This is a genomic window from Variovorax paradoxus B4 (assembly GCF_000463015.1).
Classification (GTDB): Bacteria; Pseudomonadota; Gammaproteobacteria; order Burkholderiales; family Burkholderiaceae_C; genus Variovorax; species Variovorax paradoxus_E.
The window spans coordinates 1,510,988-1,535,951 of the sequence record NC_022247.1 but is presented as its reverse complement, the minus strand read 5'-3'; the positions used below and the strand labels follow the sequence as shown (position 1 = coordinate 1,535,951).

Genomic DNA, 24,964 nt, shown 5'->3' with positions numbered 1-24,964 from the left:
GGAAGCGAGGCCCAAAGGCCCAGGGGCCGCAGATCGTGCCGCGCTTGTCGAGGCCTTGTAGGGCTGGCACTACAAGGCGGTGCCCGCCGGCTTCGTTTTCAGGCCGCGGGGGCGGCCTTGCCGTGGCGCTCGGCATACAGCGCAAGCTCGACGTCGTTCTTGGTGCCGGTCTTTTCGAGGATGCGCGCGCGATAGGTGCTCACGGTGTTGGATGCGAGGCCGAGCTGCGCACCAATTTCGCTCACGCTGTGCCCGGCGCTGAGCAGGCGGTACACCTGGTGCTCGCGGTGCGAGAGCTGCTCGGGACCCTGGCCCGCATTGCGGCCCACGGCGGCGGCCAGCGCTTCTGCCGTGGCCGCAGAGACATAAAGGCCGCCGGCGGCCACCTTGCGCACGGCGCTCACCATGTCGTCGGCATCGGCGCTCTTGTTGAGGTAGCCCGAGGCGCCGAGCTTGATGCAGCGCACGGCGTACTGCTTCTCCGGATAGGTGCTGAGCATCAGCACCGGGAGGGTGGGCCAGTCCTTTCGCAACGCCTGCAGAACGTCGAGCCCGTCGCGTCCCGGCAGCGCGATGTCGAGCAGCACCACGTCGAGGCCGTCGGGGCCGCCGAGTTCCTGTACAGCGGCGAGCACCTCGGGGCCGGTCTGGGCTTCGGCGCGCACGGTCATCGAAGGCAGGCCGTTGGAGAGGTCGCCGAGCATCTGCTTCAGGCCTTCCCGCACGATGCGGTGATCGTCGCCGATGAGTACGCGGATGTCGTTCATTTCAATGACGCGATGAGGGTTGGGTCGAGGATTGTCTGTGTTCTTGGCGCTTTTGTTCGGGGCGCGTGCACAGGCCACCGGGTACTCCCCTGCGCGAATGTCCCCCGCCGTCGGCTCCTCCTTGATTTCGCTGCGGGGAGCACCCGATGCCCTGTGCACTGGGCACGCTCGTGGTGTACCACTGATCAACGGCCGCTCTTTCCAACGATCACGCTGATGGGGTGCCTTGCGCAGCGAAATCAAGGAGGAGCCGAAGGCCGGAGGACAATCGCTTCGCCGCGTACCCCGTCGGCGGGAACGCGCCCTGAACAGCAGCGCACGTCAAACCCGACACCGCAAAGCGAAACAAGTCTTCAAGCATCCACCAGCAACGGCAGATGCAGACAGAAAGTGCTCCCCTCGCCCACGCGGCTGTCGATATCGATGCGCCCGCCGAAGTGGCGCGCACGCTCCCGCATGCCGAGCACCCCATAGGAGGTGGCGGCCTCGAAGGCCTGAACTGGCGCGCCCACGCCGTCGTCGCGCACGCTGATGCTCAGTTGCGTGTCTTCGACGCCGATGCGGATGTCGAGGCTGCGCGCCTTCGCATGGCGCCCGACGTTGCTGAGCATCTCCTGGAAGATCCGGAACACCGCGATGGCCGCAGGCTCGGGCAGCTCCACGCCCGCGGGCACGTCGAAATGCCATCGCAGTGCCAGTTCGGCCGACTGCACGAACTCGTGCGCCTGCCATTCGAGCGCCGCCCACAGGCCCTGGTGGTCGAGGATGCTGGGGCGCAGGTCGGTGATGATGCGGCCCACGTTGTCGACTGCGCGCTCGATCAGCTGGCTCATGTTGCTGCACTTGCTGCGCATCTGGGTGCGCATGGCCTCTGCCGCATCCGGCGTGCGCTCCTGCTGCTCGCCCAGGCGCTTGCCGATCCAGTTCACGTCCATCTTGAGCGCCACCAGCAGGCTGCCGAGCTCGTCGTGCACCTCGCGCGCGATGCGCGTGCGCTCGTCTTCCCGCACCTTGTCGAGCCAGGCCGAGAGTTCGCGCAGCTGCACCAGCGCGTCGCTCAGCTCGCGCGTGCGCTCCTGCACGCGCAGGCCGAGTTCGTCCTTGGCCAACTGCAGCGCCTCGGCCTGGCGGCGGCGCTCGGTGATGTCGACAAAGGTGATGACGGCGCCGCGCACCTGCGCGCCGTCCATGATGGGGTGGCTCGAATACTCCACCGCGAAGGCGCTGCCGTCGCGGCGCCAGAACACCTCGGTGTCGATGCGGCACGGCAGGCCGCGGCGAAAGGCGTTGAAGATGGGACAGTCCGTGTCGGCGTAGTGCGAGCCGTCGGGGTGCGAATGGTGCGTGAGCTCGTGCATGTTGCTGCCGATCACGTCGCGCGCCTCGTGGCCCAGCATCTGCGCTCCGGCCCGGTTGATGAACATGCAATGGCCGTCGAGGTCGATGCCGAAGATGCCCTCGCCGGTCGATTCCAGCAGCAACCCCAATTGGTGCTGCCAGAGCGGATGGCTGGCGGTGGGGTTCAGTACGGGTGTCTCCATGCACCAAAAGCAAGCAACAAACGTTCCTGGTTCTTTGCTCCCTCTCCCCTCGGGGAGAGGGTTGGGGTGAGGGAGCTCAGCGCTCCCAGCGGAACTTGCGCTCCGACTCGTCAATGGGCTGGTCGTTGATGCTCGCGAAGCGCCGCTGCATCAGGCCGTTCTCGGCGAATTCCCAGTTCTCGTTGCCGTGGCTGCGGAACCATTGGCCGGCCGCGTCGTGCCACTCGTACTCGAAGCGCACCGCGATGCGGTTGTCCATGAAGGCCCAGAGCGTCTTCCTCAGGCGGTAGTCGTGCTCGCGCTCCCACTTGCGGGTGAGGAATTCCACCACCTGCTCGCGGCCGTTGACGAAGTCGGCGCGGTTGCGCCATTCGGTGTCAGGCGTGTAGGCCAGGCTCACCCGAACCGGGTCGCGCGTGTTCCAGGCGTCTTCGGCGGCCTGCACTTTCTTCGTCGCGGTTTCCAGGGTGAAGGGAGGCAGCGGGGGGCGGGATTCCATGGCGGTCTTTCGTTGAAGGTGAAGGGAGGAAATGGCGAAGGCCCGCAATGTGCCACATGTAGACAGACCTGTCTACATGCCTACAATAGGCTCATGGACATCTCCGGACTGCCCGCGCGCGAACGCATCCTGCTCACGGCGCACGATCTCTTCTATGCCGACGGCATCCGCGCCACCGGCATCGACCGCGTCATTGCCGCATCGGGCGTCACCAAGGTCACCTTCTACCGGCACTTCCCGTCGAAGGACGACCTGGTGCGCGCCTTTCTCGATCACCGGCATGCGCGATGGATGGCATGGTTCGTCGACGCACTCGGACGCCGCGGCGCGCACGAACGCGCCGGCGATGCCGATGGCCTGCTGCTGCTCGCCGAGGTGATGGCCGAATGGTTCGCCGACCCCGCGTTTCGCGGCTGCGCCTTCATCAACGCGGTGGCCGAGGTGGGCGGCAGCGTGGAAGGCGCCGCCGAGCGCGCGCGCGAACACAAGCGCGAGATGGTGGAGGTCATTGCCGGCCTGCTGCCCGCGGCCTTGCCCGCACGCGTGGCGCTCGCCCAGGCCGCCGGGCTCGGCGTGGACGGTGCCATCGTCAAGGCGCAGATGGGCAGCGCCGCGCTGGCGCGCGAAGCCATCGACGACCTGCGGCGCCTGCTCGAGGCACTGGCCGCCACGCTGCATCGATAAGATCGCTCCCGGAAAACACCCCATGGCATCGACGCGACTTCCCTCCACGCAGGGCCTGCAGGCCTTCGAGGCCGTGGCGCGCCTGCGCAGCGTGAACCTCGCGGCGGAAGAGCTCAGCGTGACGCCCAGCGCGGTGAGCCACCGCATCCGGCAGCTCGAGACGCTGCTCGAACTCAAGCTTTTCACAGGCAACGACTTCGGCCTGAGCGCCGACGGCGTGGCCTACCTGGGCCGCGTGCGCGAGGCCATTGCGGCGCTGCAGCAGGTGCCCGGCCGCGAGCCCGCATCGCAGGTGCGGCGGCTGCGGGTGGCAGTGACGCCCACGTTCTCCCGCCAGATGCTGCTGCCCCGGCTCGCGCGGTTTCGCGATGCCTATCCGAACATCGAGCTGATGCTGCAGGTGACCATGCCGGTGCGCAACATGACGGCCGAAGAGGCCGACTTGGAACTGCGCTTCGGCACCGGACCTTTTCACGACCGCGAGTTCTGCCAATTGCTGGCCGACGACGTAGCGCCCGCCTGCAGCCCGGCGTACCTGCAGCGCCACGGGCCGTTCGACGGCTTTGCGACCGATGCCGAGGTCTCGCGCGTGCAGCTGCTGCGCACGCCGCTCGAGTCGTGGCGCACCTGGTTCAAGGCCCGCGGCATCGGCCTGCCGGAGCCGGCCACGGGGCATCAATTCAACGACCTGGGTCTGGCGCTCGACGCGGCGGCCGAAGACTTCGGCGTGGTGCTGATGCACCTGAAGCTCGGCAGCGCCTGGCTGGAGAACGGGCGCCTCGTGCGGCTTTCGGCAGAGAGCGTGCCCTCGCCCAACGCCTACTTCCTGTGCTGGCGGCCGGGGGCGATGGAGCGCTGGGAGTGCGCGACCTTCGTCGAGTGGTTGCGGCAGGCGCTGCGGGACTGACTGAATTCTTTTCAGGTCCGGCCTGGGTATTTTTCAGATCGAGGTCCGTTTCGGGCGTCACACTCGGCCCGCGGCGGAGCTTGCCCATAATCCCCGCTCGCGCGATCGAACAACAGAGACTACCCAGGAGACTCCCCGTGGCCGACCTTTCCAAGATCACCTGCATCGAAGACCTGCGGGCGATCGCCAAGCGGCGTGTGCCCAAGATGTTCTACGACTACGCCGATTCCGGCGCGTGGACCGAAAGCACCTACCGCGCCAACGAGAGCGACTTCCAGAAGATCAAGCTGCGCCAGCGCGTGGCCGTGAACATGGAGGGCCGCTCCACGCGCTCCACCATGATCGGTCAGGAAGTTGCAATGCCGGTGGCCATTGCGCCCACCGGCCTCACGGGCATGCAGCATGCCGACGGCGAGATCCTGGGCGCGCGCGCGGCCAAGGCCTTCGGCATTCCGTTCACGCTCTCGACCATGAGCATCTGCTCGCTCGAGGACATTGCCGAGCACACCGGGCGGCATCCGTTCTGGTTCCAGCTCTATGTGATGAAGGACCGCGACTTCATCGAGCGCCTGATCGAGCGCGCGCGTGCCGCGAACGTGTCGGCGCTGCAGCTCACGCTCGACCTGCAGATCCTCGGCCAGCGCCACAAGGACATCAAGAACGGCCTCTCGACGCCGCCCAAGCCGACCCTCGCCAACATGATCAACCTGGCGACCAAGCCGCACTGGTGCCTGGGCATGCTGGGCACGAAGCGCCGCACCTTCGGCAACATCGCGGGCCATGCCAAGGGCGTGAAAGACCTGTCGTCGCTGTCGTCATGGACGGCCGAGCAGTTCGACCCGGCGCTGAGCTGGGCCGACGTCGAATGGATCAAGAAGCGCTGGGGCGGCAAGCTGATCCTCAAGGGCATCATGGACGTCGAAGACGCGCGCCTGGCCGCCGCGAGCGGTGCCGACGCGCTCATCGTCTCCAACCACGGCGGGCGCCAGCTCGACGGCGCGCCCTCTTCCATCGCGGCGCTGCCCGCCATCGTCGACGCCGTGGGCAGCGAGATCGAGGTGTGGATGGACGGCGGCATCCGCAGCGGCCAGGACGTGCTCAAGGCGCGCGCGCTCGGCGCCCGCGGCACGCTGATCGGCCGCAGCTTTCTCTACGGCCTGGGCGCCTACGGCCAGGCCGGCGTGACGCGCGCGCTGCAGATCATCCACAAGGAACTCGACATCACCATGGCCTTTTGCGGGCGCACGAATATCGAGAACGTGGATTCGGGCATCCTGCTGCCGGGTACCTTCTAAGCCCCCTCGGGCATCAGGCTTGCGGCGCTGGCCGACAGCGCGGGAATCCGCGCGTGCAGAAAATGTTGCTTCCAACAACATCGCCTGCACGGGCGGCAAGAACCATCATGAGCGCAGCCACTTCCATTTCCGGGAGCTCATCGGCCCCCGCATCGTCACCCCCTCCTCCCCACTACACGGCAGAAGAAAAACGCCACCGCGTCTTCTCGATCATGGCGGCCTCTTCGGGCAACCTGGTCGAGTGGTTCGACTTCTATGTGTATGCCTTCTCGGCGCTGTACTTCGCGTCGGCCTTCTTTCCCAAGTCGGACCCGACGGTGCAGTTGCTGAACACCGCCGGCGTGTTCGCGGCCGGCTTCCTGATGCGGCCGATCGGCGGCTGGCTGTTCGGGCGCATTGCCGACAAGATCGGGCGCAAGACCTCGCTGCTGATCTCCGTGTCGATGATGTGCGGCGGCTCGCTGGTGATTGCCTTCCTGCCCACCTATGCGCAGATCGGCGCCTGGGCGCCGTTCCTGCTGCTGGTCTGCCGCCTGTTCCAGGGCCTGTCGGTGGGCGGCGAATACGGCACCACTGCCACCTACATGAGCGAGGTCGCGCTGCGCGGGCAGCGCGGCTTCTACTCGTCGTTCCAGTACGTCACGCTCATTGGCGGGCAGCTGCTGGCGGTGCTGGTGATCGTGGTGCTCGAGCAGCTGCTCACCGAAGCCGAGCTCAAGGCCTGGGGCTGGCGCATTCCGTTCGTCATCGGCGCGGTGGCCGCGGTGGTGGCGCTGCTGCTGCGGCGCACGCTGCACGAGACGCAAAGCGCCGAAGCCAAGGCCAACAAGGAGGCCGGCAGCATGACCGGGCTCTTCAAGCACCACATGCCGGCCTTCCTCACGGTGCTGGGCTTCACGGCCGGCGGCTCGCTGATCTTCTACACCTTCACCACCTACATGCAGAAGTACCTGGTGAACACGGTGCACGTGCCGATCAAGACCGCCAGCTACGTGATGACCGGCGCGCTCTTCCTCTACATGTGCATGCAGCCGCTGTTCGGTGCGCTGTCGGACCGCATCGGGCGGCGCAACAACATGTTGCTGTTCGGCGGGCTCGGCGCGCTGGCCACGGTGCCGATCCTCACGGCGCTGCAGCACACCACGAGTCCCGTGGTTGCCTTCGTGCTGATCATCGTGGCGCTGGCCATCGTGAGCTTCTACACCTCGATCAGCGGCATCGTGAAGGCCGAGATGTTTCCGCCCGAAGTGCGCGCGCTCGGCGTGGGCCTCGCCTACGCCGTGGCCAACGCCATCTTCGGCGGCTCGGCCGAGTACGTGGCGCTGGGGCTCAAGTCGCTGGGCCACGAATCGGCCTTCTTCTGGTACGTGAGCGCGATGATGGTGATTGCCTTCCTCGTGAGCCTGCGGCTGCCGCGGCAGGCGAGCTACCTGCACCACGACCACTGAGGCCGTGCCTCATCAGTCCGCGTAGACGCCCGCGGCCTTGATGATCGGGCTCCACTTGGCGATCTCGGCCGCCACGAACTTCCTGTGGCCCTCGGGCTCGATGCGGCCATCGGCGGCCACCACGGCACCCAGCGCTTCTTCGCGCTTGATGAAGTCGGGGTCCTTCAACGCGGTCTTCAGTGCGTCGCTGAGCTTCTTCAGCACCGCAGCCGGTGTGCCCTTGGGCGCATACAGGCCATGCCAGATCGTGACCTGGAAGTTCTTCAGCCCGGCTTCGTCGAGCGTGGGCAGATCTTTCAGCAGCGGCATCGCGAGGCGCCTGGGCGTGGTCACCGCATAGGCCTTGACCTTCTTTGCCTCGATCTGCGGCGAAGTGTTGGTGGTCTGGTCGCACAGGAGATCGATCTGCCCGCCGATCAGGTCGGTGATGGCGGGTGCGGTGCCCTTGTAAGGCACGGGCGTCATCTCGGTCTTCGTCGCGCTCTGGAAGAGCAGCCCGCACAGGTGCGAGGCCGAGCCGATGCCCGCGTTGCCGATGTTGATCCTGCCCTTGTTGGCGGCAATCCAGCCGGAAAGCTCCGCGTAGTTGTTGGCCGGAAGACTCGGCTTGGCGATCAGCGTCATCGGCACGTCGTTGACGATGCCGAGGTATTCGAAGTCGCTCTCGACCTTGAACGGCACGTTGCGCACCAGCGTGGGCACGGTGGCCATGGCGATGTGGTTCAGGAGCAGCGTGTAGCCATCGGGCGCGGCGCGCGCCACCTTGGCCGCACCGATGGAACTGCCCGCGCCAGGCACGTTGTCGATGATCACGCTCGCGCCGCCCAGGGGTTTGCGCAGGGCCTCGGCCAGGTCGCGCGCCACGCGGTCGGTGGGGCCGCCGGCGGCAAAGGGCACGACGATGGTCACGGGCTTGCCTGCGGGAAAGTCTTGCGCATGCGCACCGGCAGCCAGGAGGATCGCCGCAAGGGCGAACAGTTTTTTCATGAAAGTCTCCGTCAGGGTCAAAAAAGAAAAAATCAGGGCGCCCGCGCGGGCACGCGGGTTTCGAGCGCAGGCGGCTGCCATTCGGGCTTGATGTGGCAGCCGTTCTTGCCGTCGGTGTCGTAGCTCGGCATCAGCGCCGCGCAGCGCTGCGCAAGGCTCGCGGGCGTGGGCTTCTCGCCCTTGTCGATCCAGTCGACAAGCGCCGCGAAGAGTGCCGGGTACTCCGAATCGCTCAGGTAGCTGTGCTCGCGCTCGGCGCTGAAGCTCTGCACCAGCGTGCCGCCCGTGCCGGCGGCATCGCGGATGCGCCGGTAGGCGTTCTCGAGTTCGACGAAGGCCGTGGGATCGTCGATGGCATGCAGGGCCACGGTGGGCAGCGCGGTGCGGCCGGTGGGCTGGCTGTCGGCGGCAAGCGCGCCCTTGGCCTGCGGGTCGGCCGCATAGCGTGCCACGCCGGCATTCAGCGCCGCATCGTCGGCCGAGCCCTGGTAGGCCACGCCGACGTTGCCGAACGGGTTGCGTCCGCCCAGGCGCTGCTGCACCAGGTCCTGGAACAGCCAGGTGGCCCAGTTCAGGTGGCCCACCAGCGAGCGCTCCTGGATCTTCACGACCGACAGGATGGTCTTGAGCCGCGCGGCCTGATCGGGCGTGCGCTGCGCCGCGGGCACGCCGACGCCGGTGCATTCCTTGACGCGTGCGGCCAGCTCGGCGCGCGTGAGCTTCGACTCCATCGGCAGGCCCTGCCACAACGGGTATTGCGGCTCGTCGGGCTTCGGATGGTTGCGGCACACGTGCTGGTAGACGACGCGCAGGTCGAGCCGGAAGTCGTAGGCGCTGTTGCCGCCGCCGAGCACGCCGCTGGTGAGCAGGAGGCCGTCGTACGGGCTCTTTGCACCGCCTGCCGGTGCATAGAGCTCGGCCGCCTTCGCGGCCACGCCCGCGCCGTAGCTCTGGCCATGCAGCAGCGTGCGTCGCGGTGGGCCGAAGCGCTGCACGAAGATGCGGCGCAGGCGCTCGGTGTCCTCCGCGGCCATGGTCACGCCGTAGCCGCCGCGGCGGTAGGTGGAGCCGGCCCATGCGTAGCCGGCCTTCACGGTGACGGCCCAGCGCTTGAGGTCTGCCTCGCTGCGCTCGAGCCTGGGCGGGCCGGTCTCGGGGCCGCCATGGGCATGCATCACGAGCACGCGGTTCCATGCCTGCGGTATGGCGATCCAGTAGAGCGCGCCGGCGCCATCGTCGCCGGTGTAGCAGCGCGTTTGCGCGGGCAACGGCGCCGGGCAGGCCGCGGGCTTGGGGCCCCAGGCGGCGGCCTCGGCCGACAGCGCGGCCATGGTGCCGAGCAGCGCGAAAGCGAAAGTTCGAAGAAGTGGTTTGCCGTTGTTCATCAATGCCGTGCTCCGAGTTCCAGCGCGGCGGCCGTCCCCGATGTGGAGACGAAGCCGAGAACGCCGTGGGTGAAGATGAAATTGCCGGGCCGGCCCGCGTCGGCCTGCACCACGCCGGGCACCGGCGTGTCGTAGCTCAACGCCGCGGCGGCACCGCCCAGGTTGAAGGCGCCGCCCGCCACCGTGGCCTCGCGGCTTTCGCCCGCCACGCTGGCCATGGCGTAGCTGCCGTCGGCCGCGCCCGCCATCAGGCTCTGCTGCGGCGCCAGCAGCCGAAGGCCGGTATTGGCGGCCGACTCACGCACCAGGTGCAGGGGCACCGCGTTGCCGTTGACCAGACCGATCACCATCGAGCCGGTGAGCGTGCCGCCCGTGGTGGTGGCGCCACCCGTCGGCGAGGTGGTGCGCAGGTCGAAGGCGTTGCGTGCGGCGTTGTAGCTGATGTAGCCCTTCTCGGTCTGCGTGCAGCTCGGGTCGTAGGCCATGAAGCTGCCGGTGGCCGGATCGCGGCAGTACTGGAAGGTGCCCGCATTGCGCAGCCGCACCGACGAGGCATGCGCCACCGCTGTGCCGGTGCCCTGCTGCACGCCCACCGCATTGAAGATGTTCGCCACCGGGTTGAACACCGTGGGCGTGGCCGCGTTCTCGAAGGTCGCCTGGAAAGCCAGCAGCGGCGTGAAGCCGCCGCCGGCCGGCGCGTTCACGCCGCCGAGCAGCACGCCGCCGGGCGAGAAGCTGAAGACCGCACCGCTCTCCGCGCTGGCGTAGCTGCACTGGCCCTGCGCCACCAGCGTGCCGCTGCGCTGCGTGCCGGCGGTGCGCTGCAGGCTGGCGTCGATGGTGACGGTGTAGGCCATGGTGGCGGGGTCGATCTGCACGCTGAGCTCTTCGCCGAATCCGTTGCCGCCCTTGTAGGCCGTGGCGGCCGCGGGCAGGTTCGGGCAGGCCAGCGGATCGCCGACCTCGGTCACGCAGCTGTAGTTGACGGCCGCGTCGAGGCTGCCGCTGCCCCGGTACTTGGGCCATGACGGAAAGCGGCACAGCGGACGCGTGCGGCCGTAGGTGCCGGCCAAGGCGTCCACCGCCACGCCGGTGGCGGGCGCGAGGCCCTCCTCCACCCAGCCTTCAAGCGCCGAGAGCGAATCCCAGTTGGGAATGAACACCCCCGTGCCATGGCCCATGCCGGGCACGGTGTAGAAGCGCACGCTCTCGTCCACCGCGGCCTGGCCCAGCGTGGCGACGAGCTGCCGGTAGTAGTCGATGGTGGAGTTGGGGCTGATCACTTCGTCGGCCAGGCCGTGCAGCATGATGATGCGCCCGCCGTGCGCGAAGAAGGGCGCGAGGTCCGGGTTGGTGGCATCGGTGAGCCTCGACACTTCCGCAACGCGCGCCGTGTAGCCGGCCGGGTCCAGCGGATCGAAGCCGAGCGTGTCGAAGCTGTCGATGCGCGTGACGAAGTACTTCACCCACTGGTCGCCGGTGACGTACATGTTGGCATCGGCCGAGGTGGCCGGATTGGCCGGCACCTTGCGCGTGCCGAGGTCGCGCGTGGTGTACGGCCCGGCCACGAGCGCGCCCTCGAGCAGGTTGTAGCCGCCCGCGCGGCGCACGCCGTTGGCGAGCGTGTAGCGGGTGAACTCGAGCGGCGACTCGATGGTGTGCACCGTGGCGATCTGCGCGTCCGACAGGCAGGTGTCGCCCGCGTCCAGCCCGCCGCTGCAGCGCAGCGATGCGAGGATGGGCGCATTGAGCTGGCGGCAGCTTTCCACGTTGCTCACGATGTTGTCGGCCGCGCCGTCGAGCTTGTCGCAGGCCTGCATCGCGGCCTTCTGCACCAGCAGCGTCTTGGCCACGTTCATCCAGCCGGCGCCGCCGTTGCTGTAGAGCGCGCGCCCCACCGCCACGTTCGACAGCCGCGTGCCCGTGTAGTTGAGCGCGGGTTCGTTGGCGATGATGCCGTCGTAGTCGAGCGGCCAGCGCTGCACGTAGCCGAGCGCATCGCGCCCCCCGGTGGAGGTGCCGAGGAAGTAGGCTTTCTTCGGCTTGACGCCGTAGCGCGCGAGCACCAGCGCCTGCGCCACGTCGCGGGTCTTCTTGAGCGACAGGCCGCCGTAGTTGGCCAGCTGCTCGTCGTTGGCCGCAAAGCGGCCGTCGGTGATGCTGCTCGCCTGGTGGCCCGAATCGTCGCCGTAGGTGGCATAGCCGAGCGCCAGCGGCGCGGGCTTGCCGGCCGGGCCGAAGCGGATGGTCTCGGTGCCGTCGATGAGCACGCCGTCGAAACCGCCGCCGCCGAAGTGGATGGTCTTCTGGTTCCACTTCTCGGGCAGGTTGAGCGCGAAGTTGATCGCCTGCGACGCGGGGTCGACCGGCTGGATGGTGCCGCGCACGCGGCAGTAGTCGCCCATCAGGTTGCCGGCGTCGCCCGCGGCCACGGGCACGGCGCTGGTGACGGTGGCGCCCTGCGTGGGCAGCCCGATCGCCGAAGCGGGCAGGCTCTTGCCGGCAAGCTCCGCGCACGAGAGCACCGGCACCACGGGCGCAGGCGGCGGGTTGTCCGGCGGGTCGGCTTCGGGCGGGCCGTTGCTGCCTGCTGGCGGCGCCGGGAAGAAGAAGCCGCCGCTGCCGCCGCCTCCCCCACCGCCGCATGCGGCCACGAACAGGGAAATGCCGATCACAGTGCCGAGCGGGCGGCAGGCGCGGAAAGCGGCGCGAATCATCGATGAGGGGCGCGGTGTGCGCATGGACTTGTCTCCGGCATGCGGCCTCGAAGGGCCGCTTTTTTGAACAGGCGGCCGGACGATAGGTGCACGAGTGACCTGGGGTCAAATAAAATAAAGAAGCACTTTCAATACGAAAAACATATGGACATCAGAGCGCTGCGCTACTTCACGGCCGTGGCCGGCACCGGCCACATGACGCGCGCCGCCGAGCAGCTGGGCATCCAGCAGCCGCCGCTGAGCCAGCAGATCAAGGCGCTGGAGCGCGAGCTCGGCGTGCTGCTGTTCAGGCGCCATCCGCGCGGCGTGGCGCTCACCGACGCGGGCCGGCTGTTCCAGGCCGAGGCGCTGCGCTTGCTGCAGGACATGGAGGCCATGAAGCAGCGCATGGCGCGCGTGGCCAAGGGGCAGGCCGGCACGCTGGCGGTCGGCTTCACGAGTTCGGCTGCGGCGCACCGCTTCATGCCCGAGGCCCTGCGCGCCTTTCGCCGCGCGCACCCGGACGTGGAGCTGCAGCTGCGCGAGGACAACGCCGCCGAACTCACCGAGGCGCTGGCCGCCGGCCGCCTGCACTGCGGCCTTCTGCGCGTGCCGGTGGCGCGGCCCGAAGGCCTGGTGTTCGAAACGCTGCTGCGGGAACCGGTGCTGGTGGCCATGCCCATCGACCATCGGCTTGCCCTCGCGCGCAGCAAGGCCTCGCGTGCGCTGCCGCTCGCCAGGCTGTGCGAGGAAGGCATCATCCTGGTGCGGCGCCCCGGCGCGCCCGGCCTCTATGCCGAGCTGCTCGCGCTGTGCCACGCCAAGGGCCTGCGCCCGCGCGTGGTGGCCGAAGTCGATCGCATGATGACCAACCTGAACCTCGTGGCCGCGGGGGTCGGCCTCTCGGTAGTGCCGGCCTCGATGAGCGGCGTGCACGCGCATGCCATCGCCTATGCGCGGCTGGCCGATGGCGGCCAGCTCGACGCGCCGCTCACGCTGGTGCTGCGCGCCGAGGAAGACAACCTGCCCGCGCAGCACTTTGCCGCGCTGCTGCGCCGGCTCGCGAACGAGAACCCCGCGTCATGAGCATGTCGTTGCCGCGCCGCCGCTTCGTGCGCCGCATGTGCACGCTGCTCGCGGCCTCGTGCGCGGCGGCGCGCCTGCTGCACGCCGCCGCGCCGCCCTGGCCGCAGCGGCCGGTGCGGCTGATCGTGGTGTACCCACCCGGCGGCGTGAGCGACGGCATGGCGCGCGCGCTGGCCGAGCCGCTCGCGCAGGCGCTGGGCGTGCCGGTGCTGGTCGAGAACCGCGCGGGTGCCGGCGGCAGCGTCGGCATGGGCGTGCTCGCGCGCGCCGTGCCCGACGGCTGCACGCTCGCCTTCTCGGCCATCAGCCCGCTCACGCTGCAGCCGCTGCTCGCGCGCGTGGCCTACGACCCGCTGCGCGCCTTCGCGCCCGTGGCCAGCGTCATGCGAACGCCGGTGCTGGTGGTCGGCACGCCGGCCTTCGCGGGGCGCAGCTTCGGCGACCTGGTCGCCATGGCGCGCAGCCGGCCGGGCACGCTGCGCTGGGCCAGCTCGGGCGTGGCCACCATCGGGCACATGGTGCTTACGCAGGTGCGCATGCAAAGCCGCACCGACATCACGCACATTCCGTATCAGGGCGGCGGTCCGCAGCTCAACGACGCGCTGAGCGGGCAGTTCGAGGTGCTGTCGACCAACGTCGCGGCGCAGCAGCTCCAGTACATCGAAAGCGGCCGCCTGCGCGCGCTGGCCGTGGGCGCACCGGCTCGCATCGAGGCGCTGCCTTCGGTGCCCACGCTCGCGGAACTGGGCTTCGAGAAGGCCAACCGCGATTCGCTGTTCGGCATCTTCGCGCCGGCACGTACGCCAACGGCCGTGGTTCAGCGCCTCAACGCGGAGATCAACCGCCTGCTGCGCGCGGAGCCTCTGCACACCCGGCTGCGCGACGCGCACAACATTCCGGCCGGCGGCCCGAGCGAAGACTTCGCGCGCGAGATTGCCATCGACCGGCGGCGCAACCGCGAACTGGTGGCGGGAGACCGGTCGCAGTTCGACTGACCGGCCCGTGTCTAGGCTTCGGCGCTCCAGAGGCCCGGGTAGTCGCGCACGAATCCGTCCTGCGTGACGCGCAGGGTTGCCGCGTAGTCGAAGCGCTTGGCCTCGTAGGCATAGGCGTCGTCCGCGGTTCGCTCATAGCGCTGCATCAGCTCGCCGAGCACGCCGCCGCCGTCCAGGTCGACCCAGGCGGCCGGCGCGTCGGCGCCCTCGCCCTTTGCCAGGTTGAGCCGGCGCAGCTGCAGCAGGTTGGTGGCGGGCGTGAAGCCCAGGTCGAGGTCCGTGCAATGCGACAGGTCGGGCGCCGCCTCGTCGTTGAGTTTCCAGTGGCCGCGCGCATCGCGGGCAATGGACAGGTCGATGGCACGGCCGCCGAGCCAGCCGCGCACCGTGCCCCACTGCGTGTGCCAGTGCAGGTCGCAGCGCACGCGGTAGTGCAGCTGGCCGATGCGGCCGTCCTCGAGGCGGAACACGGCGGCGCCGTCGAGCTGCCACGCGCTTGCGTTGCGCTCGAGCCGGCAGGCGTCGTGGCCCGGTGCATCGAGCCTGCGCCACAGGATGGAAGCGACGGTTTGCATGGCGCGGATGATGGCCCCAGCGGGCGCAACAGGCAAGCCTTGTCACAATGTCCCGCATCGTGAAGAAGATTCGCCTCCGCCGCGGGGCACCATTCGGAGGAGCACGCAAGTGGAATCCTGGTTCGCCGATGCCCGGCCGATCGACTCGCTCGAACCCGAGATCGCATTTCATCTGCGGGACGAATTCCATGCGGCACCGGACCGTCCGCCCGAGCCGCTCGCCCTGCCGGAACTCCCTCGCGCCTCGCGCTTGCTGGCGCGCACCTCGGAGGCCGTCGGGCACGAGGCAGAGCTTGCGGCGTACTACGGTCAGGTGGCCGCACTGGCCCGGCAGCACGCGCTGAAACTCCACCAGGTGCGCCAGTACTTCTGGATGGCGCTGCGGCTCGACAACGAGGAGGCGGGCATTCACCTGTCCTTCCCCTGGTACGACACTTTCTCTTCCATGGACCACTTCCTTGCCGCCGTGGCCGGAAACGACCAAGGCATGGTCTACGACGACCAGGACCAGGGCTGGGCGGTGGAGGTCTGGGCCCACAACGGCACGCTCTACGTCCGCGAAAGCAACCCCGATTTCGATGATGAACCCGGCCAGGCCGTTGCGCTGCCCAGGGCCGCCCTGCAGGCCCGCATTGCCCCGCTGCGCGAGCGCACCGCCAAGCTCGTGGCACATCTTGCGAAAGAGCTTGGACCGGATGCGTGGCTGGGCAGCCAGGCGCAAGCGGCCGGGGCATTCGGTCTGCGCTGAAAATTGCCAGCGCCGCGCACCAAGGTAATCGGATGGGGCGCCCGCCGCTATTTCAGCGCGGCGAGCACGCTCTCCAGGAATTCGCGGATGGTGGATCCGAAGTCTTCCGGCTGGGCGGGGCGCTCGAACCGGCGCGGAAAGTCGGTTTCCAGATCCGGGTGCGAGCGCATGAAATCGACGATCTCGACGCGCAACGCCTCGAGTTCGGCGGGCGTACACGCCTTCCGGTATTCCGCCATGATTTCGGCGCCGGTCTCGCCGAAATAATCGTAATCCTGGCCGAAGTAAACCTCGGTGAGGTTCTCGATGAGTTCGTAGCGCTTCATGGTGATTCGGCTGCTGGTTTCAGAAGGGGTGCGCCGTCAGTATGTAGTACGGCATGCCGTTGTAGCTCTTCATGTTCAGGATCAGGCGCACGTTGCTCAGCTGGCTGACGGCGGTGCTGCCCCGCTGAACGCCGATGCCCACCACGCTGCCGACGTTGTGCTCGAACACCATGGGCTTGGAGCCCACGGCGGCCGAGCGCGACCACGCCTTGATGGCTCTGGCGTTGGCACGCACAGTGGCGCTGATGGCGCGCTCCGCGATGTCGAGGTTGTGGAACGACGACACCTTGGGCAGCGACGGCTTGTTCACCAACCGCTCGAAAAGCTCCACCTCGGTCTTGCCGACATGCTCCCGAATCGTGTGGCCGCCGATCTTGGTGTTCAGCGGCCCTTCATGCCGCAACAGGTTGACCGGCTCCAGGCGAAACCTGCCGGCGCGCACCGCGATCACGCGCGCGGCGACGAGCCCGGAAGCCACGAACAGCGGCACCGCCACGTCGACCGCCAGTCCGATCTGCGCGCCGGTTTCGGGCGATGCGCCCAGCGACTGCGCCGCGGCGTCCGCCGTGATGGCCGTGGCGGTGCGCTGCAGCTGCCCGGTCCACATCTGGCGCGCGGAGGCGGAAACCGTGTCGCTGCCATGAACGCCGAGCACCACGCACCCGGCCTTGCTCACCATCGTGGGCTCCGGCGCCAGGCACAGCACGCCGGCGCCCACCAGTTCCACCACGCCGCCCACCAGCCCCAGGGTGCCCCAGACCCGGTTGCTCAGGCTCGCGGATTCGGGCACGTCCTCCCCGCCCAGCACCGCGGCCATCTGAACCGGCGTCAGCGCGACGCTCAAGCCTTCGACTTCGTCATCCATGCCTGATTCCTTTCCCATGCCATCGGAGGGCCAGCCCGCAATCCGCCGCATTCTTGCACGCGGCCACCCGGCAGGCGAACATCGCCCGGCCGCGAGACAATCCATGCCGTGAGCTCCCCGACCGTTCCAACACCCCCGATCCGCCGCATCGCCCACCTCGACATGGACGCCTTCTACGGGTCGGTCGAGCTGCTGCGCTATCCGCAGCTCAAGGGCCTGCCGGTGGTGATCGGCGGCGGGCGGCGCAGCGTGGACGAGGCGATCCGCCACGTGCCCGAGGGCGGCACGCTGGCCGACATTCCGATCGAGGCCTTTGCGCGGCTGAAGGACTACGTGGGCCGCGGCGTGATCACCACCGCCACCTACCCGGCGCGGCAGTTCGGCGTGGGCTCGGCCATGGGGCTCATGAAGGCCGCCAAGCTGTGCCCGCAGGCCATCATCCTGCCGGTGGACTTCGACGAGATCCGCAGGTACTCGCGCACCTTCAAGCAGGTCATCAGGGAGATCGCGCCGCTGATGGAAGACCGCGGCGTGGACGAGGTCTACATCGACTTCACCGACGTGCCCGGCGGCCAGCGTGAAGGCGGTCGCTCGCTCGCGCGGCTCATCCAGAAAGCCATCCTCGACGCGACCGGCCTCACCTGCTCCATCGGCGTGGCGCCCAACAAGCTCATTGCCAAGATGGCGAGCGAGTTCAACAAGCCCAACGGCATCTCGGTGGTCTACGAAGACGACCTGCAGACGCGCATCTGGCCGCTGCCCTGCCGCAAGGTGAACGGCATCGGGCCCAAGGCCGACGAGAAGCTCAAGCGCTTCGGCATCGAGACGGTGGGCCAGCTCGCGGCGCGCGAGCGCGACTGGCTGATCCATAACTTCGGCAAGTCCACCGGCGCGTGGATGCACGAGGTGGCCTGGGGCCGCGACAACCGGCCGGTGGTGACCGAGAGCGAGCCCGTGTCGATGAGCCGCGAGACCACCTTCGACCGCGACCTGCATGCGGTGCGCGACCGCGCCGAGCTGGGCGCGATCTTCACCCACCTGTGCGAGAAGGTGGCCGAAGACCTGCAGCGCAAGGGCTACGTGGGCAAGACCATCGGCATCAAGCTGCGCTACGACGATTTCAAGATCGCCACGCGCGACCAGACCATCGAGCGCCACACCGCGGACGGCAAGACCATCCGCCAGATCGGCGGGCTGTGTCTGAAGCGCGTGCCGCTCGAACGGCCGCTGCGCCTGCTGGGCGTGCGCGTGGGCGCGCTTGCGAAGGCGGGCAGCCCCGAGGCCATGGCACCGGCCGCGGGCGGCCCGGCCTCGCGCGCCTCCGCGGAGGCGGCCTCGGCCACCGCGTCGCTCTTCTGAGACACCTCGCGCCGTGATCAGACGCTGGGTCCGGCGCATCGCATTCACGCTGCTGGGGTTCACGCTGGCGGCAGGGCTGTATGTGGGCGCCGCCTGCGCGCTGATGCTCTGGCCGGCCAATGCAGGGGCGCCCGCGCAGCCGCCCGCCGTCGAGGCCTGGGTGCTGAGCAACGGCATTCACACCGACCTGGTGTTTCCGATCCGCTCGGCCACCATCGACTGGCAACAGCTCTTTCCGTTCGGGCACTTCAAGGCCGTGCCGCCCGACGCCGAGTTCATCGCCATCGGCTGGGGCGACCGCGAGTTCTACCTGCACACGCCTACCTGGGCCGACCTCACGGCATCGCGCGCCCTGGGCGCCATGCTCGGCGGCAACCGCGCGCTGCTGCACGTGACCTACCTCAGGCGCGCCTCGTTGCGCAAGAACGCTTTCCACCTGCCGCTCTCGCGGGCGCAGTACGCGCAGCTCGCGGGCTACGTGCGCACGACGCTCGCCTCGGGCCGCGCGGCACCCGTTGCCGGTGCCCACTACGGCAACGACGACGCCTTCTACGAAGCCGAAGGCGGCTACCACCTCTTCGAGACCTGCAACACCTGGACCGGCCGCGGCCTGCGGCACGCGGGCGTCACGGTGAGCCGGTGGACGCCCTTCGATTTCAACGTGACGTGGCACCTGCAGCCGGTGCGGCCCTGAACCCGCTCAGGGCTTCGGCACGCCGGCCTGCCATTGCGGCCAGTTGGCGACGATGTGGTCCACCACGCGCGTGCCCACCAGCGCGATGTTCTCCACCGTCTCGGCAAAGCCGCCCGCCGTCTCTCCCGGCGCCGGGTCCAGGTGCTGCAGCGTGCTTTCCTTCGGGTTGCCCTGGTCGAAGTTGACGGCGCCGCGCAGGCTCATCACGCGGTCGGTGCCGTGGGTGCGCTTGATCACGAGCGTGATGGCGGCCGCTTCCATTTCGGTGATCACGTAATCGTCGGCGCCGTAGAGCCTGGCGATGTACTGTGCCTGCTTCGACATGCCGGGGCCGTGGAAGAAGGTGTCGCCGGTCATGTGGGTGCCGGTGCCCACGAAGGGCGCGCGCCGCGCGGCGGCATCGGGGTAGCGCAGGCGGTATTTGCGTGCACTGTCCGAATCCTTGAGCGGCGTGTCGGACGAGAGCTTCATCGCCCAGCCCACGAGGTCGGGGTTGAGCTTGAAGCGGCGGTATTCCTCGTAGCCCTTGCGCGGCATGAAGGTGGGTTCGCCGGGCTTGTTCTCCTCGGGCGCCCAGCGGTGGCCGAGGTCGTAATCCACCAGCCAGGTGGCCCAGCTCACCTCGCCGATGGTGCCGCGCGCAGGCGGCGTGCCGGCCACGCCGGAAATCACGTAGTAGGCCTGCGAGAAATCGAACTGCGGATTCAGCAGGATGGCCTGCATCGACGACGAGGAGTTGACCTTGCCCATGCCGAGCACCGCGCCGCACACACCGTCGGCGTTGCAGTACACCGGCTGCAATGCGCCGGGTACGGCCAGGGGCGTGGCGCCCTTCCAGTAGCGCTCGTACCAGTGCTGGAACTCGCCGGCCCGGTCACCGGTGTTCTGGCCGATCTCGAACATGGCCGCGACGAAGACCTTCACCTTGACGGGCACGGCGGCAGCGGCGGCGGCAGGGCGTGCAGCCGATACCGGCGAAGTTGGGGAAGCGCAAGCCGCAACGAGCAGCGCCGCGCCGCAAGCCGAGAGCCAGCGCACGCAGGAAGACGGGAACGGCCGATGGAAGAACATCATTTCTTTGGGACTCCAGGGAAAGAACAAAGCGCCTCCATCGCACCAGCGGCGATTGCGGCGTCCTACAGGCGGCGATTGTCGGTGCAGGCACAAGCGCTGGGTACCGTCACCACGCAAACCCCATGCCGGCCCGCTCCAGATCGTCCTCCTCGACCCCACCGCCTTCGAAACCGGCACCCACCGCCGCGCCGATTGCCGATGGCCTCGTCTACGTGAACCCCGACATGCCGGGCATCCGGCGCCTGAGGCACGGCGAGCACTTCCGCTACCGCGATGCAGAGGGCCGATGGGTGCGCGATGCGGACGAGCTCTCGCGCATCCGCATGCTGGCGATTCCACCGGCCTACACGCAGGTGTGGATCTGCCCGCTGCCCAACGGCCATCTCCAGGCCACCGGCATCGATGCCCGGGGACGCAAGCAATACCGCTACCACGCCGACTGGCGGCTTTTTCAGGACGAGACCAAGTTCGAGCGCCTCGAGGCCTTCGGGCTCGCTCTGCCGCGCATCCGCGCCCGCGTGGCGCGCGACCTGCAGGAAGGCGCGGCCACGGCACAGCCCGGGCGCCAGCAGGTGCTGGCGGCGCTGGTGCGCCTGCTCGACACCACGCTGCTGCGCGTGGGCAACGAGGCGTACACGAACAGCAACGGCTCCTACGGCCTCACCACGCTGCGCAACCGGCATGCGGCCGTGCAGGGCGCGGCGCTGCGGCTGCGCTTCAAGGGCAAGAGCGGCGTGATGCACGAAGCCCGGCTGGACGATCCGCGCGTGGCGAAGGTGGTACGCCGATGCCAACAGCTGCCCGGCCAGGCGCTGTTCCAGTACCAGGAGGAAGACGGACAGCTGCGCAGCGTGTCGTCCACCGACGTGAACGACTACCTTGCCGAGGCCTCGCCCGGCGAGCGCTTCACGGCGAAGGACTTCCGGACCTGGCATGGCACGGTGCAGGCGCTGGAACTCACGCGGCTGGCCAGCGAGCCGGGCCGCACGGCCGCCGACGGCACGCGCTACAGCGCCAAGGAAATACTGGCCGCCGTGGCGAAACAGCTGGGCAACACGCCCGCGGTGTGCAAGAAGGCCTACGTGCACCCGGCCGTGCTGGCGCTGGGCAGCGCGCTCGCGGGCGACGAAGAAGACCCTGCGGCCGAGCTGCTGCGAAAGATGTCAGCCCGCACCGCGGCCCGCAAGACGCGCGGGCTCCACGCCGCGGAACAGCGGCTGCTCGCCTTCCTGCGGATGCATCGGCAAGGCCAGGCGCGCGAACAGCGCGAGGCGCGCAGGGCCAACGGCAGGCGCAAGGCCGAAGAAAAACGAAGGCCTCAGCCCGGCGCGAGCGGAAAGCGCACGCTGTCGCGCTCGAGCGCCACGGTGTAGCCCAGGTCTTCCGCCAGGCTCTGGAGCGCAATCGCGTCGATGGCCAGCGCACGCGGTGCGCGGTGCGCGTCGAGCACCGGGCTGGCGCCGGCGGATTCGCGCGGCAAGGCGCTGAGGCGAAGCGCGTTGCCGCCATCGGCCTCGATGCGGATCGTGCCGGCTTCGGACGCGCCGTCGTGCAGGTACCCGAGGCCGCCAAGCACCAGGTAGCGCAGCGCCGCACCCTGGGGCCAGCGCGTTTCGTCCGCCTGCGGCTCGAGCGCGGCATCGACAGCCAGCTCGACGCCATGCATGTCGAAGGCCGCGCGCATCAGGCCCACGCACTGCGCCACCAGCGCGCTGCGCGTGATGCCGTCATCCGTCGTGGCCAGTTCCCAGTCGCGCAGCGAGCGGATGCCTTCCACGAGTTCGGAGACCTGGTTGTCGATCAGCGCCACGCGTTCCTCGCAGACCACCGCATCGACGACCGGCGCGCCGATCTGGCGCTTGAGCATGAGCAGCGCCATGCGTATCACCGACACCGGCGCCGCCATGTCGTGGCGCAGTGCCGGCAAGGCGCGGGTGAGCAGTTCGTGGCGTACACCAGCGGCGATCCAGCTTCGGGCTCCGGGCGCGGCCTTCATTGCGCGCTGGGAGCCGAAGGCTTCGCCTCGGTGAGGGAGTGGCAGGCCCGCAGACTGCTGCTGGTGCGGGGTTCGGCGATCGGCTCGTTCACTTTGCGCGTCCTGAAGCGAAGGAAAGACAAAGTATCGGGCCCGCCCCCCGCAGCGGGTGTAGGAGCGTGCCTACGCTTTTGCCACCCGCCTAGGGTTTGCCGAGGTAGACCCGCACGTCCTTCACCTCGACGCCCGCGGCGGCCACGGCCGAACGCAGCTGCGCCTCGGTCACGCCCAGCGTCTGGGTCCAATAGCGCACCTCGTGCGGCTCGTTCACATTGATGCGGGTCCGGTCCTGCGGGCCGCGCTTGTTCGGGTCGTCTGCCATGGCGTGCGTCCTGTGTCTGGTGGGTCGATGCAAAGACGATGCGCGCCCTTGCTGCGCGGCACTGGCGGACGGCGGCGCGGCTCCTTGCAGGAAATGTCCGAAACCGGCGTGCGGGCGCCCTGGGCCGCGCCTGCATCTTCGGCTAGCCGATGGGCCTGGCGGCGCGCGCCTGCAGCGCGCGCTTGAGCACCTTGCCGTTGGCCGTGGTCGGCATGGCGTCGATGGTCTCGATGCGCGCGGGCCGCTTGTACGGCGACAGGTGCTCCGCAAGGTAGGCGCGCAGCGCCGGTTCGTCGAGCACGGCGCCGGGCTTCATCTCGACGAAGGCGACGATCCGCTCGTTGCCGTCGGTCTCGGGCACGCCCACCACCGCGCAGAGGTGCACGCCACCGAAGCGGCCGATCACCGCCTCGATCTCCGCGGGATACACGTTGAAGCCCGAGCGGATGATCATTTCCTTGAGACGGCCGACCACGAAAAGCGCACCGTCCGTACCGAAGCGCCCGAGGTCGCCGCTCGCATACCAGCCGCCCGGGCGCATGACCTGCGCCGTGGCCGCCGCGTCGCGGAAGTAGCCCAGCATGAGGCCGGGTCCGCGCAGCCAGATTTCGCCCGTCTCGCCCTGCGCCAGGTCCTTGCCGTCGGCCCCCACGATGCGGGCTTCGCCGCCCTCGACCACATGGCCCGCGGCCGTGTCCGCGCGCGGCGCCTCGACGCGCGTCAGGAACACCGAGCCCGCGTACTCCGACAGGCCATAGCCATAGTGCAGCGGCTGGCCGAACAGTGTCTCGACGCGCTGCTTGAGCCCCAGGTCCAGCGGCGCCGAACCGGTGTAGACATAGCGAAGCGCCGGAAAGCGCGGCATGCAGCGCTCGGCCTCGACGTGCGCCAGCAGCCGCGCATACATCGTGGGCGGACCGAGCAGGTTCGACACCTCTTCATGCGCCAGCGCATGCAGCATGTCGGCCGGCGAGAAGCTCGCACGCAGCACCAGCGCCGCGCCGCCCGTGAGCGCGGCCATGAGCACCGTGCCGATGCCGAAGATGTGCGTCATCGGCAGGAAGGCGTAGACCCGGTCGTGCGCGCCCAGCGATCGCACGCTGGCCGACACGCGGCCGAAATGCAGCAGGCCGCGGTGCGACACCATCACGCCCTTCGGCGTGCCCGAGGTGCCCGAAGTGAAGATGATGGCCGCGGTGTCCGCCAGCTCGGGGTCGGCCTCCGGGCTGGCCTCGGCGCGCACCGCCGAGCGCATCACGCCGGGTAGCGCCGACGGCACCGCCCCGGCACGCTGCGCATGCTGGCGCGCGGCGTCCGAGGCGTCGGTCGTGAAGCAGCACAGCCGCGCATCGGCGCGCCCGGCAATGGCTGCGACCTCGCCGGGCGACATGCGCGCATTCACCCCGCACGACCATGCGCCGATGCGGCTGCACGCCATGATGAGCGCGATGTGCGCGGCGCAGTTCTCGGCCACCAGCAGCACGCGGTCGGTCGGCCGCACGCCGGCGTCCAACAGGTCTTGCGCGGCCGTCTCGGCCATGGCCTGCAACGCGCCATACGACACGGTGCCCGATGGTTCGAAGAGAAAGGCCGTGCCCGGCGACTGCAATGCGCGCGCTTCGAGCAGCTCGTGGATTCGCGTGGGTGCCGGCATCGCTCATTCCGCCTCGATGCCCTGGGCCGCCGTGGCCCAGAGCCTGCGGTCGGCCTGGCCCTTGGCCGCGAGCAGGTCCGCGCCGCCGCTCCAGACCTCGTAGCCCTGCTCGCGCAGCCGATGGGCGATGTCCTCGCGCGCGAGCGCCTTGTGCGCGGCGGCATTCAGGCGCGCGACCAGCGCCGGGTCCATGCGCGCGGGACCGTAGAGGCCGAACCAGCCGCCCACGTCGTAGCCGGCCACGCCCGACTCGATCATGGTCGGCACCTCGGGCAGCATGCGGTTGCGCTGGCGCGAGGTGACGGCCAGCGCGCGGATCTTGCCCGACTGGATGAAGGGCCGCGAGGTGGCGACGATGTCGAACATCATGGTCACGGTGCCGCCCATCACGTCGGCCAATGCGGGTGCGCTGCCCTTGTACGGCACGTGCGTGAGCTGCACGCCGGTCATCTTCTCGAGCAGCGCGCCGCTCAGGTGGTTCGACGCGCCGATGCCGGCCGAGCCGTAGAACACCTTGCCAGGCCGCGCCTTCGCATAAGCCAGCAGCTCGGCCACGCTGTGCACCGGCAGGTCCTTGTTAACCACGAGCACGTTGGTGTAGTCGACCAGCGGCGCGATGGGCGTCAAGTCCTTCATCGGATCGAAGGGCATCTTGCGCTGGATGTTCGGATTGATGGTGATGGTCGGGCTCGCGCCGAAGAAGAGCAGCGCGCCGTCGGGCGCGGCCCTGGCCACCGCATCGCCGCCGACCGAGCCGCTGGCGCCCGGGCGGTTGTCGACAATGACCTGCGTGCCGAGCTCCTGGCTCAGCGCGGGCGCGAGCAGGCGCGCGGCACCGTCCACCGGGCCGCCGGCCGAATAGCCGACCACCAGTTTGACGAGCGGCGGCAGCTGTTGCTGCTGAGCCAGGGCGCGCGAAGGCAGCGCTGCCAGCAGTGCGCTGCCTGCCAGCGCGGCCACGGCATGGCGCCGTGTGAGGTCGAGGGATTCCATGAGCGTTGTCTCCTGTTGTGTATTTCTGC

Annotated in this window: 24 protein-coding genes; 10 read left to right on the top strand and 14 right to left on the bottom strand. The window is 69.1% G+C overall.

Annotation, left to right across the window (positions count from 1 at the left end):
- Positions 1–98: 98 nt before the first annotated feature.
- From VAPA_RS06970 to VAPA_RS06960, 3 genes are all read right to left on the bottom strand, one after another.
- Entirely contained in the window at positions 99–767 is a 669-nt protein-coding gene (locus VAPA_RS06970; RefSeq protein ID WP_021006062.1) for a response regulator transcription factor, read from the bottom strand.
- Positions 768–1,120: 353 nt separating this feature from the next.
- The gene (locus VAPA_RS06965) at positions 1,121–2,308 is read right to left on the bottom strand and encodes a sensor histidine kinase (protein ID WP_021006061.1); all 1,188 of its coding nucleotides are present in this window, start codon (positions 2,306–2,308) and stop codon (positions 1,121–1,123) included.
- Between the two features lie 76 nt (positions 2,309–2,384).
- The gene (locus VAPA_RS06960) at positions 2,385–2,807 is read right to left on the bottom strand and encodes a nuclear transport factor 2 family protein (protein WP_021006060.1); all 423 of its coding nucleotides are present in this window, start codon (positions 2,805–2,807) and stop codon (positions 2,385–2,387) included.
- A gap of 93 nt (positions 2,808–2,900) precedes the next feature.
- Between VAPA_RS06960 and VAPA_RS06955 the strand changes: the two genes are divergently transcribed.
- The 4 genes from VAPA_RS06955 (at position 2,901) to VAPA_RS06940 (ending at position 7,141) form a co-directional block, all read left to right on the top strand.
- Positions 2,901–3,491 (top strand): TetR/AcrR family transcriptional regulator, encoded by a 591-nt coding sequence (locus tag VAPA_RS06955; RefSeq protein ID WP_021006059.1) that lies wholly within the window; start codon positions 2,901–2,903, stop codon positions 3,489–3,491.
- A gap of 22 nt (positions 3,492–3,513) precedes the next feature.
- Positions 3,514–4,398, top strand: a complete 885-nt coding sequence (locus VAPA_RS06950) for a LysR substrate-binding domain-containing protein (protein WP_021006058.1) — start codon at positions 3,514–3,516, stop codon at positions 4,396–4,398.
- A 137-nt stretch (positions 4,399–4,535) separates the two neighbouring features.
- The gene (locus VAPA_RS06945) at positions 4,536–5,693 is read left to right on the top strand and encodes an alpha-hydroxy acid oxidase (RefSeq protein WP_021006057.1); all 1,158 of its coding nucleotides are present in this window, start codon (positions 4,536–4,538) and stop codon (positions 5,691–5,693) included.
- A gap of 107 nt (positions 5,694–5,800) precedes the next feature.
- Positions 5,801–7,141 carry an MFS family transporter gene (locus VAPA_RS06940; RefSeq protein ID WP_021006056.1) on the top strand — a complete coding sequence of 447 codons (1,341 nt, stop codon included), beginning with the start codon at positions 5,801–5,803 and terminating at the stop codon, positions 7,139–7,141.
- Positions 7,142–7,153: 12 nt separating this feature from the next.
- Here VAPA_RS06940 and VAPA_RS06935 read toward each other — a convergent pair whose 3' ends face one another.
- From VAPA_RS06935 to VAPA_RS06925, 3 genes are read right to left on the bottom strand one after another with little or no spacing between them, the layout of a single operon-like run.
- The gene (locus tag VAPA_RS06935; protein ID WP_021006055.1) at positions 7,154–8,128 is read right to left on the bottom strand and encodes a tripartite tricarboxylate transporter substrate-binding protein; all 975 of its coding nucleotides are present in this window, start codon (positions 8,126–8,128) and stop codon (positions 7,154–7,156) included.
- Positions 8,129–8,160: 32 nt separating this feature from the next.
- On the bottom strand, positions 8,161–9,513 hold the full coding sequence (locus VAPA_RS06930) for a hypothetical protein (RefSeq protein WP_021006054.1): 1,353 nt from the start codon (positions 9,511–9,513) through the stop codon (positions 8,161–8,163).
- Positions 9,513–12,254 (bottom strand): tannase/feruloyl esterase family alpha/beta hydrolase, encoded by a 2,742-nt coding sequence (locus VAPA_RS06925; RefSeq protein WP_021006053.1) that lies wholly within the window; start codon positions 12,252–12,254, stop codon positions 9,513–9,515. Before VAPA_RS06925 ends, VAPA_RS06930 begins: the two co-directional genes overlap by 1 nt.
- A 120-nt stretch (positions 12,255–12,374) precedes the next feature.
- Between VAPA_RS06925 and VAPA_RS06920 the strand changes: the two genes are divergently transcribed.
- Together VAPA_RS06920 and VAPA_RS06915 are read left to right on the top strand one after the other, a co-directional pair.
- Positions 12,375–13,295, top strand: coding sequence for a LysR substrate-binding domain-containing protein (locus VAPA_RS06920; RefSeq protein ID WP_021006052.1), 921 nt, complete (start codon positions 12,375–12,377; stop codon positions 13,293–13,295).
- Entirely contained in the window at positions 13,292–14,290 is a 999-nt protein-coding gene (locus VAPA_RS06915) for a Bug family tripartite tricarboxylate transporter substrate binding protein (protein ID WP_021006051.1), read from the top strand. The genes VAPA_RS06920 and VAPA_RS06915 overlap by 4 nt, the downstream gene beginning before the upstream one ends.
- An 11-nt stretch (positions 14,291–14,301) precedes the next feature.
- On the opposite strand, the gene VAPA_RS06910 is transcribed toward VAPA_RS06915, so the two are convergent.
- Positions 14,302–14,865, bottom strand: a complete 564-nt coding sequence (locus tag VAPA_RS06910; RefSeq protein WP_021006050.1) for a putative glycolipid-binding domain-containing protein — start codon at positions 14,863–14,865, stop codon at positions 14,302–14,304.
- Positions 14,866–14,974: 109 nt separating this feature from the next.
- Between VAPA_RS06910 and VAPA_RS06905 the strand changes: the two genes are divergently transcribed.
- Positions 14,975–15,613 carry a hypothetical protein gene (locus tag VAPA_RS06905; protein WP_021006049.1) on the top strand — a complete coding sequence of 213 codons (639 nt, stop codon included), beginning with the start codon at positions 14,975–14,977 and terminating at the stop codon, positions 15,611–15,613.
- Between the two features lie 47 nt (positions 15,614–15,660).
- Here the strand turns inward: VAPA_RS06905 and VAPA_RS06900 are convergent, their stop codons facing one another.
- Positions 15,661–15,939: a contact-dependent growth inhibition system immunity protein gene (locus VAPA_RS06900; protein ID WP_021006048.1), complete on the bottom strand. Its 279-nt coding sequence runs from the start codon at positions 15,937–15,939 to the stop codon at positions 15,661–15,663.
- A 19-nt stretch (positions 15,940–15,958) separates the two neighbouring features.
- On the bottom strand, positions 15,959–16,804 hold the full coding sequence (locus VAPA_RS06895) for an RNase A-like domain-containing protein (protein ID WP_021006047.1): 846 nt from the start codon (positions 16,802–16,804) through the stop codon (positions 15,959–15,961).
- Between the two features lie 108 nt (positions 16,805–16,912).
- Here VAPA_RS06895 and VAPA_RS06890 point away from each other — a divergent pair, with 108 nt between their 5' ends.
- A complete protein-coding gene (locus tag VAPA_RS06890; RefSeq protein ID WP_021006046.1) occupies positions 16,913–18,163 on the top strand; it encodes a Y-family DNA polymerase in 1,251 nt (416 codons plus the stop codon).
- A gap of 13 nt (positions 18,164–18,176) precedes the next feature.
- Positions 18,177–18,857, top strand: a complete 681-nt coding sequence (locus VAPA_RS06885) for a TIGR02117 family protein (RefSeq protein WP_021006045.1) — start codon at positions 18,177–18,179, stop codon at positions 18,855–18,857.
- A 6-nt stretch (positions 18,858–18,863) separates the two neighbouring features.
- Here VAPA_RS06885 and VAPA_RS06880 read toward each other — a convergent pair whose 3' ends face one another.
- Entirely contained in the window at positions 18,864–19,931 is a 1,068-nt protein-coding gene (locus VAPA_RS06880) for a purine-nucleoside phosphorylase (RefSeq protein ID WP_021006044.1), read from the bottom strand.
- Between the two features lie 122 nt (positions 19,932–20,053).
- Here VAPA_RS06880 and VAPA_RS06875 point away from each other — a divergent pair, with 122 nt between their 5' ends.
- Positions 20,054–21,304 carry a DNA topoisomerase IB gene (locus tag VAPA_RS06875; RefSeq protein WP_021006043.1) on the top strand — a complete coding sequence of 417 codons (1,251 nt, stop codon included), beginning with the start codon at positions 20,054–20,056 and terminating at the stop codon, positions 21,302–21,304.
- Here VAPA_RS06875 and VAPA_RS06870 read toward each other — a convergent pair.
- The 4 genes from VAPA_RS06870 to VAPA_RS06855 form a co-directional block, all read right to left on the bottom strand.
- A complete protein-coding gene (locus tag VAPA_RS06870) occupies positions 21,250–21,927 on the bottom strand; it encodes a hypothetical protein (protein ID WP_021006042.1) in 678 nt (225 codons plus the stop codon). The two genes, VAPA_RS06875 and VAPA_RS06870, sit on opposite strands and share 55 nt — an antisense overlap.
- A 181-nt stretch (positions 21,928–22,108) precedes the next feature.
- Complete coding sequence (locus VAPA_RS06865; RefSeq protein ID WP_021006041.1) at positions 22,109–22,288, bottom strand: DUF3606 domain-containing protein; 180 nt, start codon at positions 22,286–22,288, stop codon at positions 22,109–22,111.
- Positions 22,289–22,430: 142 nt separating this feature from the next.
- Positions 22,431–23,942, bottom strand: a complete 1,512-nt coding sequence (locus VAPA_RS06860; RefSeq protein WP_021006040.1) for a class I adenylate-forming enzyme family protein — start codon at positions 23,940–23,942, stop codon at positions 22,431–22,433.
- Positions 23,943–23,945: 3 nt separating this feature from the next.
- Positions 23,946–24,935, bottom strand: coding sequence for a Bug family tripartite tricarboxylate transporter substrate binding protein (locus VAPA_RS06855; RefSeq protein ID WP_021006039.1), 990 nt, complete (start codon positions 24,933–24,935; stop codon positions 23,946–23,948).
- Positions 24,936–24,964 lie beyond the last annotated feature (29 nt).